The sequence below is a fragment of the Desulforhabdus amnigena genome, assembly GCF_027925305.1.
Taxonomy (GTDB): Bacteria; Desulfobacterota; Syntrophobacteria; order Syntrophobacterales; family Syntrophobacteraceae; genus Desulforhabdus; species Desulforhabdus amnigena.
Genome location: NZ_BSDR01000001.1, coordinates 3,966,668 through 3,983,167, shown reverse-complemented (window position 1 = coordinate 3,983,167; position 16,500 = coordinate 3,966,668). Strand labels below are relative to the sequence as shown.

The window sequence follows — 16,500 nt, the reverse complement described above, 5'->3', positions numbered from 1 at the left end:
GTCACCGTTATGACACACGGGCCATGTCAGGTAGCTGTCGAACAAGGCGTTTGAAGTGATCTCCCCGCTGAGCATAGCTCGAATATTGATCAAAAGAGGAACACGCCGGCGATAAAAGCACCACATCGCCCGATTCCGCAGAGGCAATGGCATCTTTGAAGGCTGCCTCCAAATCCGGATAAGATTGCGTCGGCACCCATTTTTCCAAGGCTTTCTGGATGCGCGGCCCGGCTTCTCCAAAGGCAAACGCCTTCTTCCCCTTCTCCTTGAGAGCCTCGGCCAAGGGGCCATAGGATCCCAGTTTATCCCGTCCGCCCAAAAGCAAGAGAACCGGGCTTACGAAATTCTCCAGTGCTTTTACAACAGCCCCCACATTGGTGCCTTTGGAATCATCGTAAAAATCTATGCCATTCCAGGAACGTACCCATTCTACACGGTGAGGCAGCCCACGATACCCGTCTATCACCCTTTGCAGGATGGGGGGTGGCACATCTAAAACGGAAGCAGCCAAAACGGCTGCAAGGATGTTTTCCTCATTATGAATCCCCTGGAGCTGGCAGTTTTGCAGGCTCAATTCAAAAGCCTCTTTCCAGGGGACATGGACCAGCACCCGGTGGTCCTCGATCCTGGCGTGCGCCTGTGGATCTTTGCGGCTGCAGAAGAGAAGACGGCCGGGTATTTTCGATGCTTTTTCACGGCAGAGGGCATCATCGCCATTGACCACAGCCACCTGAGAATCATTCTGACGGGCAAAAAGGGAAACCTTGGAATCGGCATAGGCATCGAAGCTATCATAGCGATCCAGATGATCCTCGGTGATGTTCAACAAGACCCCCACGTCCGGGGCAAATCGGGATGCCGTATCCAGCTGGAAGCTGCTGACTTCGAGTACCAGAAGATCGGCAGCTTCACCGTCCAGGATCCAACGGCTCAGGGGCGTTCCAATATTTCCTCCCACGAACACCCGCCTGCCCGCGGCCTTGAACATTTCCCCTATCAAAGAAGTAGTCGTCGTCTTGCCATTGGTTCCCGTTACAGCCACCACTGGAAGATTTGTCTGGCGCCAGGCCCACTCCAGTTCCCCAACGATTTCTATCCCCCTGTCTCTCGCCTTGCAAAGCGGTTCCAGATCCAGAGGAATACCCGGACTCACAATGATCTGATCCGCTTCCAAAAAGTCTTTCAAATCATGATTGCCCAACCGCAGCACGCAGCCTTTTTCTTCCAGGGCATCCAAGGCGCCCTTGAACTGATCGCGCCCCCTGAGGTCATTGGCAATGACTTGACCCCCCTGCCTTAAAAGCAGTTCGCAAACCGATTGTCCCGATATACCCATTCCCACCACAAGGGCTTTTTGAGGTTTTGAATCTCCCTCGGTCTTCATTCCGCTAAAATTCCTTCCACAACACGTTCCATAGCCATAGCGCGGGAGCCCTTGACCAGGACCCATTCGTTCGCGACTCGGTTCGCCTTCAAAAAATCCAGTATTTCTTCGTGATCCTGAGCGTGATGGCATGCAGCCGCAGGCATTCCTCCCTCCTCGGCACCACGAACGATCTCTTTTCCCATTTCACCCAGAGTGATCAAGCGGGCCACACCCAATGCTGCGATTTTTTGCCCCAATTCCCAATGCAACCTGGCACTTTCGGGTCCGAGTTCCCGCATCTCCCCTAAAACCACGACCAAGGGTTTGCCCGCGCTTGCCGTACACGCCGCCTGAACAGCTGCAAAAGTTGAACCGGGATTGGCATTGTAACTGTCATCAATCACCACCCGGCCATCCCTCAGATGATGCATCTGCATACGTTGCTTTACCGGCTGATAACTCGACAACCCCCGAGCGACCGTTTCAGGGGATTCTCCCATTCCCCAGGCCACTGCTGCGGCCGCGATGGCATTTTGCACCTGATGGAGTCCCAGCACCGGAAGGCGAACAGAAATCCGTTCCGTTCCGAGCAACAAGGGAAAAGTTGTCCATCCTTCCCGCATTTCCACCTCCCCGGCCAGTTTCACCCGAGCGGAAGGATCTTGAAGAGAATAGGTGATCGTGCGAGCCTTTAGAGTTCCGGCCACTCGTACGAGACGTTCATCATCCCTGTTTACCACGGCCAGAGCACCTTCTTTCAACGCCATCCATAATTTGCTTTTTTCCTGAAGGATCTGCTCCATTGAGTGGAGTCCTTCCAAATGGGCCGGATAGATATTGGTGATCAAACCCACTGTAGGATCGCTCATTTCCACCAGCCTTGCCATCTCCCCAGGAACGTTGATTCCCATTTCCACGACAGCCACTTCATGATGCGGTTGGAGAGAAAGGAGTGTCAGGGGAACGCCGATCAGATTGTTGAAATTTCCTTCGTTTTTCAATACACGATGTCTGACCGAAAGTATGGCGCCAACCATTTCCTTGGTGCTCGTCTTGCCGTTGCTTCCCGTGATTCCCACTACCGGGATCAAGTGTTGCCTGCGCCAGTAACCCGCCAGTTTTCCCAATGCATAAAGGGTATCCTGCACTTCGATGACAGAAACTTTGTCCGGAGCGGGAAGACAGCCTTCGGGCCTCGCGCTGGAAATGATGAAGGCTGTCGCATTGCGGGCCAAGGCATCCATTATGAAGCGGTGTCCATCATACCGCTCCCCCGGAAGAGCAACGAAGCAACTGCCCGGCTGCATGAGACGTGTATCCGTGGATATCCCGGTCACGGGCAGATCGGGATTTCCCTGCAGAAGACGGCCACCGGTGGCTTCAACGAGTTTTGCGACTGTCCAGTCCATTCTCTCGAGCTTTCCTATCCTCGGGAGGGTCTTCCCCCCTGGTTTTGAAATAATTGTGCACCACCGAACGATCATCGAAGGCATGCACTTTGCCACCGATGATCTGATAGGTCTCGTGGCCTTTTCCACCTATAAAAATCACATCCCCCGGTTCCGCCCGGGACAAAGCCAGTTCAATGGCCGCTTTCCGGTCGGGCTCTATCATGTACCCCTTTTCAGCCCTTGCGAAGTCGCGACCCGTCAGGCAAGGCAATCCCACAGAACGCACACCCGGTTCGATCTGTTCGATGATGCTTTCCGGGACTTCGCTTCGAGGATTGTCACTGGTGATCACCACCAGATCGCCCACTTGAGCTGCCACTTCCCCCATCAAAGGGCGTTTCGTCCGATCCCTGTCTCCGCCACAGCCAAAAACCACCCACAGACGTCCCCGCGTCATCTCTCTCAGGCAATTCAGGCTCTTTTCCATGGCATCCGGGGTATGAGCGTAGTCCACAACCACCTCATAACCCCGTTCGCGAGGAACTGGCACTCTTTGAAGGCGGCCGTCGACATGTGAAACAGCTTCCAAACCATCCGCGACCGCTTCTTTGGAATACCCCAAAGCCAGAGCGGTCGTCGCAGCGCAAAGTAGATTGTAGAGATTCAACCGACCGATGAGATGAGAGCGGATTCTGAAATTTCCCAATGGCGTAGAAAGTTCCGCATGGATGCCGGCAGGCGAAAGCGTCACATCCTTAACCCATACGCGGGCATCCTTATGAAGGGCGGAATAGGACCAAAGACCGTTTTGTGGAGGATTTTCAAGGAACCGCACCCCAAAAGGGTCGTCGCCATTGATGACGGCAACGAAGTTTTCACCGCATGAAAGCGAAGGATCCCTGAAAAGAATTGCCTTGGCTGCAAAATAATCTTCCATCGTGGAATGAAAGTCGAGGTGGTCCTGAGAGAGATTGGTGAAAACTCCGGCACGAAACACGCAACCGTCAACCCGCCCCAGCGCCAAAGCATGAGACGAAACCTCCATGACGACATGCGAGACCCCATCCTGCCGCATTTCGTAAAAAAACCGCTGCAGGTCCAAGGACTCGGGTGTGGTCATGGGAGCATCCTTTCTCTTACTCCCCCATCGATAACCGAGCGTTCCCAAAACCCCTACCGACGCTCCCCCCTTTTGCAGGATGCTCTCGATCAAAAGCGTGGTCGTCGTTTTTCCGTTGGTACCCGTCACTCCGATGAGCTGAATATCGCGGGACGGATGTTCGTAATAATTGGCAGCCATGCGCGCCAGCGCATTGCGGCAGTCTGGAACTTTGACAAAGGTAGCACAGCCTGAATCTTCCGGCAGGCTCTCTACCACTACTACTCGAGCCCCCCGCCTGACAGCGTCACCCACAAACTGATTTCCATCCTGCCGTGTTCCGCGGATTGCCACGAATAAATCCCCATCGCCGATTTGGCGGCTGTCATATGCGAGACCATTCACCTGCGTCTGCAGATCTCCACGGATTTCTAAGACATCCAAACCCTGGAGCAATATTTCTAGATTTTTTGCCATGCTTTTATTTCTCACCAACCTGTTGAACTCCATTCATCACGATTCTCAGTCGATTCCCTTGGCATCCCGCTTCTCGGCTTTAAGAGTGTAAAGACTCTCCGGAACGGGACGGCTGATTTTGGATTTCGCAGCGCCGGTATTCAATCCTTCTTTCGAATTTTTGCCGGGAACCGTTTCCCTGGGAACGGAGACATTCCGACTTTTTGTAACTTCCTTGAATTCCTTTGTTTTTTGAACCGATGCCGGAGCTTTGGGAGACTGGTCGCTGTTCACTTTTACGGAACGTACTCCAGGCACTGGGGCTGCCCCTTTAGACGAAGGCAGCACCCCCAGATGCGGCAAAGCCTTGGCTGCAAAGTTCCTGAAAACGGGCGCAGCCACCACTCCTCCGTAAATAGCGCCATGAGGTTCGTGAATGACTACCGTTATGACCAGGCGAGGACGTTCTACTGGGACAAAACCGGTGAAAAGCGAAGTGTACTTGTGGCTCGCATAACGGCGCGTCTCCGGGTCCATTACCTGCGCTGTTCCCGTCTTTCCGGCCACATCATACCCTTCCGGAACCGCATTGACACCGGTCCCCCCCTCTTCGGTTACCTTGCGCATCATGTTGGTGATCTTCCTGGCAGTCGCTTTCTGAATCACTCTGCGCCTGGGCCTGGGCTCCAAATACTTCACCGGCTGCCCCTGCGAATCCACGATTCCCTTGATGATAGTGGGCTGAATATATTCCCCGCCATTGGCAATGCTCGCTATGGCGGCAGTGAGTTGAAGAGCCGTCACACCAATGCTCTGGCCAAAACCGGTCGTCGCAAGGTCAATGGGGCGCCATCTTTTTCCCGGTCTGACCAGTCCCTTCACTTCACCGGGCAGTTCGATTCCCGTGAGCGATCCAAACCCAAATTTCTTGATATACTTGTAATAGCGATCATTGCCCAACTGAAGGGCCAGCTTGCTGGCTCCAATGTTGCTGGAATATTTGATCACCTCGGGCATGGTGAGCCACCCGTAAGGGTGCGTATCATTGATCATATGCCCGGCAATTTTAGCTTTTCCATTTTCACAGAATAGGCGGTCGCTTTCCCTGACGATCCCTTCCTCCAAAGCTGCACTCATCAGGAAAACCTTGAATGTAGAACCGGGTTCGAAGGCATCCGTGACGACGCGGTTTCGCCATGCGTCCGCATTTTTTTTGAATGCGAAGTTGGGATCAAAAGAGGGCCAGTTGGCCATGGCCAGGACCTCGGAAGTCTGAGCATCGAGGACAACCACTTCCCCCGCCCTGGCCTGATATTGATCGACGATCTTCTCCAATTCATATTCACAGACATACTGGAGGAAAGCGTCTAGCGTGAGACGCACTCCGTAGCTTTCCAAGGGTTCAGGGGGCGGGGCATCTTCGAGCCAGAGGCACTTTCGCACTCCATCCCGAACCTGTTCCACCTTCAATGGGTTTTCGCGCAGCACGCCATCGAAATGCTTTTCAATTCCCTCAAGCCCCTTTCCGTCCAACCCCACAAATCCCAAAACCTGCCCGGCCAGCTGGCGGTAGGGGTAAAACCTCTTGTAGTCATCGACGAGTTGAATCCCCTGCCCCTTCAAATCCTCCACCGCCAGAGCCTGCTGGTCGGTGAGATGGCGTTTCAACCAAACAAAACGGCGTTTGGATTCAAACTTTCTCTTGATGGTATTTTGAGGTTCTCCCAGGACGGCTGCCAGTTGACCGGATAGCAGCCTCGAGTTTTCAGCCATCTTCGGATCCGCACAAAGGGATCGTTGCGGCACGGAAAACGACAAAAGCCGACCCTGCCGATCATAAATAGACCCGCGATAGGCCGGCACGTGCAGTTTGGATTCAGTTTGAGCCCTTCCTCTCTCTACCCATACGGAATGTTCCAGCACTTGCAGTTGAAAAGCTTTACCCAAAATGAGGCAAAATCCTGAAAGGACCAAAACATTGAAAAGGACATAGCACGACCAATAGCGTACATTTAAAAATTTTCCGGAATTGCGCCTCTCCACCAGTAGCCCCTTGTGAAATTCTGAAAGTTCAGCGCATGATCATCTTCTGTTCTGTTTTGGGTGGCGCCAACCCAAACTGATTGCGCCCCATTTCCTCCAACTGGTAAGGGTCCTCGAATCGACACCATTCCAGACGCAGTTTTCGTTGAGTTGCAAGCAATTGCTCATGTTCCTGATAGAGCTTTGCCAAATGGTATCCATTCTGAACCTGTTGATCATAGAGCCACACATAGAAGATGGCGCAGACAATAAACATCCCTCCCAGAGCAGCGGCCAGGACGGTCCAGTTGCGGAAAGACCCCCTCAAGGGATTCTTTTCTGAAAAATCAAGCTCCATAACGGATTTCAATTTCTTCCCCATGCCTCCCACCCTGCTGCATCGCGGCGAAAATCATGATCAACATTTTTCCAAAGCCCGGAGCCGGGCGCTTCGAGCTCTCGGATTCGTTTCCATCTCCTCCAATCCGGGGCGCTGCACCTTCCTTGTCAAAATCTTCACCAAAGGACGCCCCTCACATCGACAGGGCACCACATTCAGGGGACACCTACAGGATTTGGCCCATTCCCGAAAATATTCTTTGACGATTCGATCTTCCAAAGAATGGAAAGAAACCACACAAACACGGCCTCCCGGTTTTACCACATCCAGCACATTGGAAAGAAAACGCCGCAGCGTTTCCAGTTCCCGGTTCACAGCCAATCGCAAAGCCTGAAAGGTGCGTGTCGCCGGATGGATCCGCCCGGTGTCTTTTGATTTGGGAACGACCGCCGCCACCAGTTGAGCCAATTCCCCAGTGGAAGCGAATCGACTTTCTTTTCGACGCATCACTATGGCACGGGCGATGCGCCGGGACCATCTTTCTTCTCCAAAGTGGAAAATCAGGTCAGCCAATTCCGATTCGGACAACTCATTCACCAAGTCTGCAGCAGTCCTGGGCAAATTCCGATCCATGCGCATATCCAGTGGACCGTTTTGCTGAAAACTGAACCCCCTTGCCGGATCATCCAGTTGAAAGCTGGAGACCCCGAGATCGACCACGACTCCATCGACAGGCCCAAACCCCAGTCTCCGCAGAACGTCGGGCAGGTCTGCGAAGCTCGCTTTTTCCAGGATCAAGCGGTTCCCGTAGGAGGCAAGCCTTCCGCGCACCCGGTCAATGGCATCGGAATCCCAATCCAAAGCCAGCAGAATTCCATCCGGCGCACTGGCTTCGAGAATGGCTCGAGCATATCCACCACCGCCGACAGTTCCATCCACATATACGCCTCCGGCACGACAATTCAGAACGTCCATGACTTCTTTGAGCATGACAGGAACATGCCCGTGTGAGGAGGCAAAATGCATAACCTATTAAAATCCTTCGGAGGCTATACCTTCCATGATTTCCTTGTAGTGACTTCTATTCCATTCATCATGACTTTCCCATGCTGCGGTGTCCCAGATTTCGAAACCCTTCAACACTCCAACCAGGAGCACCTCTGAGTTTAGCCCCGCCTTGCTTCTCTGGAAAGGGGAGAGCAAAATCCTGCCCTTATTGTCGAACTCACACTCCTCGGCGGCCGATATAAATAACCGCATAAAAGCCCTGTGCTTGGGATCGACATCAGAAAGACTTTCCGTTTTATCCTCTATTTTTTCCCAGACCTCGGGAGGATAGGCAACCAAACACCCCTCCAACAGAGTGATTACCAGAGCGTCAGTATAGTGATTTTGCAGAACTTCTCGATACTTAGAAGGAATGCGAAGTCTTCCTTTTGCATCCAGGCGGTGGATGGAGCGTCCTCTGAAGTAAGGTTTCCTCAAAATCCCCAATCGTCACCTCGTATTCCCACTTTTTCCCACTTCTATGTATTTATCACCCCCCTATAAACAATGTCAAATTTAAATCATGACAAGGAACAGATGTTCATTTTAAATGCTATTTGTCTTCATCCCTTTTGCTCAGCAAGAATGGCAAATGTATTTAAGTCAACGAATTTTAATGGCTTCTTGGAAATAAACATGGAGACATTCATCCCATTTCCATTGCAGCCCAAATGGAATGTATGTTAAAAGGAAATCCGGGTACCGGGATGCCTTCAGGGGTATTTCATTTCACCCAAAAAGCCTCTGCGAACGTTTAAAGTAAAGGCCTTCCCAAAGACCAGCAGAGGCTTTTTTCATGACTAAACCTCGAGAGGATTTGATATGCAGCCGGACGATGAAAAAATTCTCAGGATATCCAAAGAGATCATTATTAAATTCATTGAGTTGGGAAGGGTTTCTCCGGGAAACTTTGAGGAAAATTTTAAGAGCGTCTTTTGGACTTTGAAGCGGACCGTGGTGGACGCACAATTGCCCCGGTTGGATACGGAAGAATTCGGGAAAACCGAACCGGAAGAGACGTAGCTCCTGATCCGAAGCTTGGAAGGGATATTCTATGCTCGGAATGAGCCCCAAAAGGCAGGGCAAGGCTTTTTAATGAAACCCGAAAGATGGAGGCTCCAAGCCGATCAACCCCCATCTTTCCCACGCTATGTGTCCATGCTATTTATTTTTTTCAAGATAGTCGTAAATATCTTTAACAGTTCGGATTTTCTCGGCATCTTCATCTGGAATTTCCAGATCGAACGCTTCTTCCAAAGCCATGACCAGTTCCACTACGTCCAGGGAATCGGCTCCAAGATCGTCCACAACATTGGCTTCCGGAGTAATGATTTCCTTGTCTACACCCAATTGATTCGCAATGATATCAGCTACCTTGCTTTGCATGTCGCCCATGATTTTCCTCCTGGTTCAGTTTTGACTTTCAACAAACTTTGAAGTATTCACAAATCCATAAAAGAGAACTTCCACAACACCCGGTAATTCTTCCACAAGGGAATAAGAGCAGTCGCGAGCCAACCATTTCTGAATGACTCCATGCATGAACCCCATCACACCATAGAAAACCGTATGAAAATCAACATCCTTGAGAAGCCCCTGTTGACGGGCTCCGTATATCTTCCGTTTCAGGAGAGGGATCCGACGCATGACTTTCTTGAAATAGAGGTCCTGGACCTGGTCTCCTACATCCAGTCCCTCCTGGACAATGAGGCGGTAAAGACGCTGATTTTGATCGAAAAATTCGAAATAAACCCGCAGATACTTGGTGATCATGGTGAGCACATCATCCTCCCCATCCAAAATCGCCATGGCGCTCTTCTCGAGTTCATCCAAACGCAACTGCACCAACTCATTGAATAAAGTTTCCTTATTTGCAAAGTACCGATAAAGCGTCCCTTTACCCACGCCTGCACGTTCTGCGATTTCATCCACCGTAGCGAGATGAAACCCTTTTTCGGAAAAAACATCCAGGGCAGCATCCAGTATTTTGTCTTTCGTAGAAGGCTTGGGCGCACCCCGCAACACTTCTTCCGATTCCAAAACCATTTTCTCGAGGACCCCCGAGAAAAAGCGGTCCGCACCGATATTCTTGTCTTCCGCAATGCGGCAAAAGACAGGGATAAATTCGGAGAGAGAAAAGCGGGACGGCAATGCGCCCTGTTTGGATAAATCCCGGACAGCAAGAAACCATTGGGCCATTTCTTCCAATATCTCTTCTTCGGACCCATCCAAACGAATGGAGCGCATCACGAAACTTTTCAGCCCCCCCTCCTCTCTTTTTACCTGGGAGAGCTTCTTCAACATGGATCGTACTGCCTGCTGTTTATTCTCGTGATTCACTCTTTACTGCACCTCCTGACGGACTGGTCAGTCATAAAACACAGAGAAAATTTAAAGTCAAGGAAGATATGGAAAACGGTTGCAGAAAAAAAATGAGGATAGAAAAGACAGAAGCATGCAAACATTATAGGTTGGCGTCATAGATGGGGAATCGAACTCCGTGCGCCTGGGAGAAAGCGCGTCGAACCACCTGTTCGGTTCCCTCGGTGAGGTTATATTCGGGCAAGGCATTCAAGCTGACGAAAGCACAATCCATTACGTCACTTGCAGGCACCGGTTCTCCCTCAGAACTGACGCACAGAAAGTCCAACAATACATAATGATATTCAATTTTTTCTTCATTATCCAGAATCACTCGATCCAGCACTACGACGAGATCTTCCACATTCACATCCAACCCCACCTCTTCCAAGACCTCCCGTCTGACAGCATCCTCCAGGCTCTCTCCCAATTCCACCAGTCCACCGGGCACAGTCCATTTTCCGAAAGAGGGTTCTTTGCCCCTTTGCACAAGGAGAACGCGATCGTCCCGAAAAATAACAGCACCCACTCCCACCAAGGGATATTCAGGATAACGTCGATTCATCGGCAGGCTCCAATAGACTTACAATTTTAGATGGGATTCAGACCAAAAGAGTGAGTGAATTTCAGCACTCCCCGGCTGGTAGCGCCGCCTTCTATGGCGGCGCTTCTTATATCTGAACAGAAATTTCTTAACATTTTCAAACCGTCATACCAGCTAAAAACATGCCGGAATGACATAGCTTGCAACTACCAGGAATGTTAAGCAACTTCCTGGTCAGGTACTGGCACTTCCAGTGCGTTTAATGCGTATCCTCGCCTCATAACAACATGCGTCGCTTTGAATCCCGCTCAGACATCAGCAGCCGTTGCCAGATTCTCCACAGTCCCCGCCGGGGCAGAGCTTTGCGAAGACCAGTTGCGGAAGGCTTTCCCCATTTGCCTCAGAGCCTGACGAATGCGGTGCTCATTTTCTACCAGAGCCAGGCGCAGATATCCCTCTCCCTCTTCGCCGAAACCGATTCCTGGAGCCACTGCCACGTTGGCTTCATCCATCAACTTGAGGGCAAATTCCATAGAACCCATTTTCGCAAAAGGCTCTGGAATCTTCGCCCACACAAACATCCCGGCCTTGGGCTTCGTTACGGCCCAACCCAAACGCTCCAATCCCTGGCAGAGCACATCTCGACGTTGCTGATAAATTTGAGCCTGATGCTCCACCTCCGCTGCACAGTCTCTCAAGGCAACGATACCGGCAATCTGAATCGCGGAAAAAATCCCGTAGTCGTAGTAGCCCTTGATCTTTGCCAGCCCCTCGATGATTTCCCGGTTTCCAACACAATAGCCCATCCTCCAACCCGCCATGTTATAGGACTTGGAGAAAGAACCGAACTCCACACCCACCTCTCTTGCCCCTGGAACCTCCAGAAAACTGGGAGCCACATAGCCGTCGAAGGTAACCTTGGAATAAGCGAAATCGTGGATTACCATGAATTTGTACTTTCGGGCAAGTTTTACGACTTCACGATACAGGTCTTCATTGGCGACTATGGAAGTCGGATTATGAGGATAATTCAAAATCAAAACCTTGGGAGTCGGGTAGAGCGATTCGCACATTGTTGAAATCCGAGAGAGGAATAATTCTTCGGGAGCCAGTGGAATACGGATCACATTGCCACCGGCAATGATGGCGGCATAAATATGAACCGGGAAGGCCGGTGCAGGAACGAGCACCGTATCTCCAGGCCCTATCAGAGCCAGACAGAGATGCGAAATTCCCTCCTTGGAACCAATCGTGCAGATCACTTCCGACTCACTGTCCAGTCCCACGCCATATTCGCGTTCATAGTAAAAGGCAATTTCTCTTTTGAGGTTCTTCAGCCCGGCCGCCACGGGATAGCGGTGACTTTTGGGGTCCTGAACCACTTCACAGAGCTTTCGTGTCACCACCTCCGGCGTAGGATCAGTAGGATTCCCCATGCCGAGGTCAATGACATCGTGGCCCGCCGCGCGCTTGGTCATCCTCATTTTATTTATCATTCCAAAGAGGTAGGGCGGCAATTGATTCATTCTTTGAGCAAAACGAATTATGGACTCTTCCGACATGATACTCTCCTGTGATGAAATTGACTGTCCCGGCAAAAAAAAACCCTGGCCAATCGGCTCAGGGATTAAAAAAAACGCCATGAACCGATTCAGCAGCCCATGGCGTCTAAAAGGAAATCCAACGTTATTTTTACGTCACATCTCCGACCTTCGCCCAGGCTGTCTCCCGTGCGGCGGCCGCAGCTGCGATAAACGAAAGTGACATTCTCATCGCTCCAATCTCTTAAATAGCCGAATACCTGCGTATTTGAATTGAATACTCTATCTTCTGATGTAAGTCAATAAGGGCATTATCCGATTTGAACATTCCAAAGCGGATGGGATTTCTGAACATAATGGATCGATTTCCATGACCGAAGCGGTCGTAATGAAAAATGGAAAAAGGACAATGGGATGCAAGGCAATAGGGAAAACGGGAAACGCTCTTGAAAAGCGATGTTATCATGAGCCATCAGCTATGAACCATGAGCCTTTTTTCATATGAAGATCTTTCCTTTACTGGATAAAATCGCTTGACGAACCAAGGTGGCATGATATTCTTTTTAAGATTAAGATCAAATGATAGTGTTGGTCCTCGGATAAACCACTCCAAAACCAGCCTCTTGGCGCTATCATCTTTGTCTTTTTGTACCCTTTCTCGTTTCGACTCTAACCGGAGGATGATTTCTAATGGCTGTTCATTCCAGGTTTTTTTTACTCTTCATACTCCTGGCTTGTATAAACCTTCTTTTCTCACCTCACGTTTCCGGTCAAGACGTCCAGAGTCCTCAGGATCAGGCAACGCCTTCCCCTCAACCGTCTCAAAAACTGGTGCTGAGCCAGGCGACAATGTGTGAAAAAGTTGAAAATCTCACCCCCATAAGGCCTGCGGTGGTATTTTCCGTATCTGCAGGTCAGGTGTGCTGTTTCACCTCGTTTGATCCCGTCCCGCAACCCACCCAGATTTATCATCGATGGTTTCACCGGGATGAACTCAGCACTCAAACCCGGCTCAGGCTCTACCCCCCTAGATGGACCACCTACAGTGTGATACAGTTGAGAGAAACAGATAAAGGTCCCTGGCGCGTGGAAGTCAGTGATCAGAATGGCCATGTGTTCAATGTATTTCGTTTCAGCATAACCGACTGATACAGCCAGACTCGCTATGACACGATTTTTCGCCTTTCTCGCAACCATCCGGTGGCAAGACCTTGTAGACATCATCATCAACAGCTACATCTTGTACAGGGTATATGTCCTTTTTCAGGGAACCAATGCCTTTCGCGTTCTGGTTGGCATCACTTCCCTCTGGATCCTCCAGGAGGTTGCCGCATCCCTCGGATTGATATTGACCAGCTGGGCCATCAGGGGCATCACTACGGCTGCGGCCATTATCATCATTGTGGTTTTTCGAAATGAAATCCGCACTGCGCTTCAAGTGAGGAATCTCAAAACGTTTCTTTGGGGATCTCCCAACAGAGAACAAGCCACATCTGTTGAAGTCATTGCAGAAAGCGCCTACCAAATGGGAAAAAAGCGCATCGGCGCTTTGATCGTATTTCCCGGCAAGGAAGATCTTTCGGAAGTGATCCACGGGGGAATTCCCTGGGAGGGCATCGTTTCCCAGGAAATGTTGGTGAGTATCTTCTGGCCCAAGAACCCCGTTCATGATGGAGCCGTCATCATTCGCGGCAATCATGTCGCGGAAGTGGGGGTACTCCTCCCCCTTTCCCAGCGCCAGGACCTACCCACCTTTTATGGAACGCGACATCGAGCTGCTGCAGGTTTGGCGGAGCGTACCGATGCTCTCGTGGTTGTGGTATCTGAAGAACGTGGTCGTGTGACCGTCGCCAAGGACAACTGGATCAAGCCCATTGCTCAACCGGAAGAATTGACACAACTTCTGCGCAAGCATCTCAACCTTTCGGATGGAGTATCCGTCGATCAACAAAAACGCGAACGCCTGAAACTCACCCTGGCGGGGGTACTCTCCCTCCTTGTCATGACCGGCATCTGGTTCGGATTCACGCGGAGCGACGACACCATCATCGCCCTCAACGTTCCCGTGGAGTACGTCAATCGTCCTCCCAATTTCGAAATTCTCGAAACATCCATGGACGAAGCCCGGCTGCAACTCTACGGCTCCAGTGCATTGATCAAGTCCCTGCGGACGGGGCAGGTGCAGGTGCGTGTGGACCTCAGTAAGGCTACGGAAGGACGCAATGTCTTCCCCATCACACAGGACAATATCGTCCTTCCACCGGGCGTCTTCCTGAACAAAGTCTATCCGCCCACCATTGAGGTGACCCTGGACGTCCCCATCACCAAGGAATTGCCTATTCAAGTGGACTGGGTGGGGCGCCTGCCTGAAAACCTCCTCCTGATCAAAGCAAAGGTCATTCCCGAAGTGGTCAAAGTCATTGGAGGCAGCAAGATCCTGGAAAAGGTCAATACGCTCTACACAGCTCCCGTGAAGTTGGACAACTTGAGCAAATCGGGTTCCCTTTCCACCTCTCTTGTACTGACTCCCCCTTCTCTCAAGCTGACATCGGGGTCGACAGACAAAGTGACAGTCAATTACCAGATTGAAGAAAGGTCTGCCGACGAAAGAAAATAAGGAAGGATTTCATCTAAACCACAGAGAAACGCGGAGAACACACAGAGATTCCATTTAAAAGTCTTTCTCTGGTGTCTTTGTGGTGGGTAAGAACAATGCCACACCAAACAGGGCCGGTGAAGAATGTCACCAATCCTGGGAGGTGCTCCCATTTTTCAATGAAAAAATGATTCGATTGGCACGCTCTTCCACTTCGGGAATGATCTCAGCAAGGGCCTTGAGCGAGGTCAGGATTTTCTTTGTCTGTTGCTTATGAGGGATGGCCAACTGGGGATTATCCAGGAATTTTATGATATCTTTAAGAATGAGCAATTTATCGCGGGTAAAATCGACATAAGCGAGTTTGGACCATTCTTTCTTCAGCTCATCCGGAAGGTGAGTCATCTTCATCGCCAAACTCTCGTCCAATCCCACCCAAATCCCCTTTTCCAGACGATCCAGAAGCCCTATGATTTCGTCTTTTTCTTCGTCCCAGGCATGGCTTTCCAACAGAAGTCTTTCCCATTTGGGGCGAATCTTGTTGTCCAGCCATTTTTTAGCCAACTGAGGAAGCAGGGGCTGGTTGGACAGCTCCTCTTGTTCAGCCATGAGGTCTTTGCCCACCTGAGCCATATTGCCCGTTCCATTGAGGCTTTGCAGTCGGAGCTGAATCAATTCGTTGAGACGGGATAGGATGGAACTCTTATGCTCCACATTGGGAAAAGCTTCTCTCAGCTGTGCTTCCCACTGTTCCCGGAGGAAACTGATTTCCGCATTGATGGCGGGAAAGATAAAACCAAGCTTAATGAGAGTGTTTCTCAACTCATGAGCCAATACATTGCAGCTCTGCAAGCGCTGCCGGGCGAGCTCCTTCTGCGCTTCGGAAAGGGTTTCGCGCACGTGCAGGGAAAGCAATTCCGTGCCCAGAGTCCGTGACAATTTCTTGATGATCTTGGTGGAACGATCTCCGCGTTTGATTTGATAAGGTTTGAAATGAATTTTGATGACTGCCACCACAACATATTCACAGTCTGTCCAAATGGGCTTTCCTTCATAGTCCAAAGGATATTCCAAGCCTACCACCCGGTCTCCGTACAAATAAGACTTTCGAACCAAAACCGGTTCCATGTGATGGAAGTCTTCTATTTCTCCACTGAGCTGCTTTCTTACACTGCGGCGGTCTTCGTAGGGATCATCTGCGGTCCAGCTCTTCTGCATCTCCACACACCATCCCATCGCCTCCATCACGTGTCCGGGGCTGTCTCGATATTGTTCCCAGGTCTTTCCGGGATAATTATAATCGGAAGCCTCGGGCAGCCCCCATTTGATCTGGTCGGATCCTTGCACACGAACCCCTGAAGTCACACGCACCGCCCGCAACTCCGGCATAGGGGAAATAAGATAAATCGTCCCCTTGGTAGCATCCTCCAGGCAAAACAAAATAGTCTCGATCATATCCTTGCAGGTTTTTTCAAGGATATCCTTATTGATGATCATTCGATTTAATCCCTTCGGCGATAATCCTCCAGGAGAGTTTCTCCCGCAAGAAAGCTTTTATCCCGAAATTCACAAAGGGTCAACCCGCTTTTAAAGTACAAAAAATCCTGCTTTCCTTAAGACCTCTTCTGGAAAGCATAATGCATAATATATTGAAAATTATAAATATTCTTTACTGAACCCATTATTGATTCACTCGAAACCGCACGAAACTCGGCCCCTCCCCCAGCAAAGCCCCAC

Annotated in this window: 15 protein-coding genes; 3 read left to right on the top strand and 12 right to left on the bottom strand. The window is 50.7% G+C overall.

Going from position 1 to position 16,500, the window contains the following annotated elements:
- Positions 1 to 7 precede the first annotated feature (7 nt).
- The 7 genes from murD to mraZ form a co-directional block, all read right to left on the bottom strand.
- Entirely contained in the window at positions 8 to 1,384 is a 1,377-nt protein-coding gene (gene murD / locus QMG16_RS16950) for a UDP-N-acetylmuramoyl-L-alanine--D-glutamate ligase (protein ID WP_281796138.1), read from the bottom strand.
- Positions 1,381 to 2,775, bottom strand: a complete 1,395-nt coding sequence (locus QMG16_RS16945; protein WP_281796136.1) for a UDP-N-acetylmuramoyl-tripeptide--D-alanyl-D-alanine ligase — start codon at positions 2,773 to 2,775, stop codon at positions 1,381 to 1,383. The genes murD and QMG16_RS16945 overlap by 4 nt, the downstream gene beginning before the upstream one ends.
- A complete protein-coding gene (locus QMG16_RS16940) occupies positions 2,747 to 4,333 on the bottom strand; it encodes a UDP-N-acetylmuramoyl-L-alanyl-D-glutamate--2,6-diaminopimelate ligase (protein ID WP_281796135.1) in 1,587 nt (528 codons plus the stop codon). Before QMG16_RS16940 ends, QMG16_RS16945 begins: the two co-directional genes overlap by 29 nt.
- A gap of 45 nt (positions 4,334 to 4,378) precedes the next feature.
- Positions 4,379 to 6,175: a peptidoglycan D,D-transpeptidase FtsI family protein gene (locus QMG16_RS16935; RefSeq protein ID WP_281797104.1), complete on the bottom strand. Its 1,797-nt coding sequence runs from the start codon at positions 6,173 to 6,175 to the stop codon at positions 4,379 to 4,381.
- A gap of 208 nt (positions 6,176 to 6,383) precedes the next feature.
- The gene (locus QMG16_RS16930) at positions 6,384 to 6,716 is read right to left on the bottom strand and encodes a hypothetical protein (RefSeq protein ID WP_281796133.1); all 333 of its coding nucleotides are present in this window, start codon (positions 6,714 to 6,716) and stop codon (positions 6,384 to 6,386) included.
- Between the two features lie 36 nt (positions 6,717 to 6,752).
- Positions 6,753 to 7,700, bottom strand: a complete 948-nt coding sequence (gene rsmH / locus QMG16_RS16925) for a 16S rRNA (cytosine(1402)-N(4))-methyltransferase RsmH (protein WP_281796131.1) — start codon at positions 7,698 to 7,700, stop codon at positions 6,753 to 6,755.
- Between the two features lie 6 nt (positions 7,701 to 7,706).
- Positions 7,707 to 8,159, bottom strand: coding sequence for a division/cell wall cluster transcriptional repressor MraZ (gene mraZ, locus QMG16_RS16920; RefSeq protein ID WP_281796130.1), 453 nt, complete (start codon positions 8,157 to 8,159; stop codon positions 7,707 to 7,709).
- A gap of 384 nt (positions 8,160 to 8,543) precedes the next feature.
- On the opposite strand from mraZ, the gene QMG16_RS16915 reads away from it, so the two are divergent.
- Entirely contained in the window at positions 8,544 to 8,744 is a 201-nt protein-coding gene (locus tag QMG16_RS16915) for a hypothetical protein (protein WP_281796129.1), read from the top strand.
- Positions 8,745 to 8,882: 138 nt separating this feature from the next.
- On the opposite strand, the gene acpP is transcribed toward QMG16_RS16915, so the two are convergent.
- The 4 genes from acpP to QMG16_RS16895 form a co-directional block, all read right to left on the bottom strand.
- Positions 8,883 to 9,116 (bottom strand): acyl carrier protein, encoded by a 234-nt coding sequence (gene acpP / locus QMG16_RS16910; protein ID WP_281796128.1) that lies wholly within the window; start codon positions 9,114 to 9,116, stop codon positions 8,883 to 8,885.
- A 15-nt stretch (positions 9,117 to 9,131) separates the two neighbouring features.
- Positions 9,132 to 10,061, bottom strand: a complete 930-nt coding sequence (locus QMG16_RS16905) for a TetR/AcrR family transcriptional regulator (protein ID WP_281796126.1) — start codon at positions 10,059 to 10,061, stop codon at positions 9,132 to 9,134.
- A 124-nt stretch (positions 10,062 to 10,185) separates the two neighbouring features.
- Positions 10,186 to 10,647: an NUDIX hydrolase gene (locus QMG16_RS16900; RefSeq protein ID WP_281796125.1), complete on the bottom strand. Its 462-nt coding sequence runs from the start codon at positions 10,645 to 10,647 to the stop codon at positions 10,186 to 10,188.
- A gap of 287 nt (positions 10,648 to 10,934) precedes the next feature.
- The gene (locus QMG16_RS16895) at positions 10,935 to 12,188 is read right to left on the bottom strand and encodes an aminotransferase class I/II-fold pyridoxal phosphate-dependent enzyme (RefSeq protein ID WP_281796123.1); all 1,254 of its coding nucleotides are present in this window, start codon (positions 12,186 to 12,188) and stop codon (positions 10,935 to 10,937) included.
- Between the two features lie 669 nt (positions 12,189 to 12,857).
- Here QMG16_RS16895 and QMG16_RS16890 point away from each other — a divergent pair.
- The gene (locus QMG16_RS16890; RefSeq protein WP_309298889.1) at positions 12,858 to 13,316 is read left to right on the top strand and encodes a DUF2914 domain-containing protein; all 459 of its coding nucleotides are present in this window, start codon (positions 12,858 to 12,860) and stop codon (positions 13,314 to 13,316) included.
- 16 nt (positions 13,317 to 13,332) lie between these two features.
- Positions 13,333 to 14,784 (top strand): diadenylate cyclase, encoded by a 1,452-nt coding sequence (locus tag QMG16_RS16885; protein ID WP_281796122.1) that lies wholly within the window; start codon positions 13,333 to 13,335, stop codon positions 14,782 to 14,784.
- A gap of 126 nt (positions 14,785 to 14,910) precedes the next feature.
- On the opposite strand, the gene QMG16_RS16880 is transcribed toward QMG16_RS16885, so the two are convergent.
- Positions 14,911 to 16,260, bottom strand: a complete 1,350-nt coding sequence (locus tag QMG16_RS16880; RefSeq protein ID WP_281796121.1) for a hypothetical protein — start codon at positions 16,258 to 16,260, stop codon at positions 14,911 to 14,913.
- Between the last annotated feature and the right edge of the window lie 240 nt (positions 16,261 to 16,500).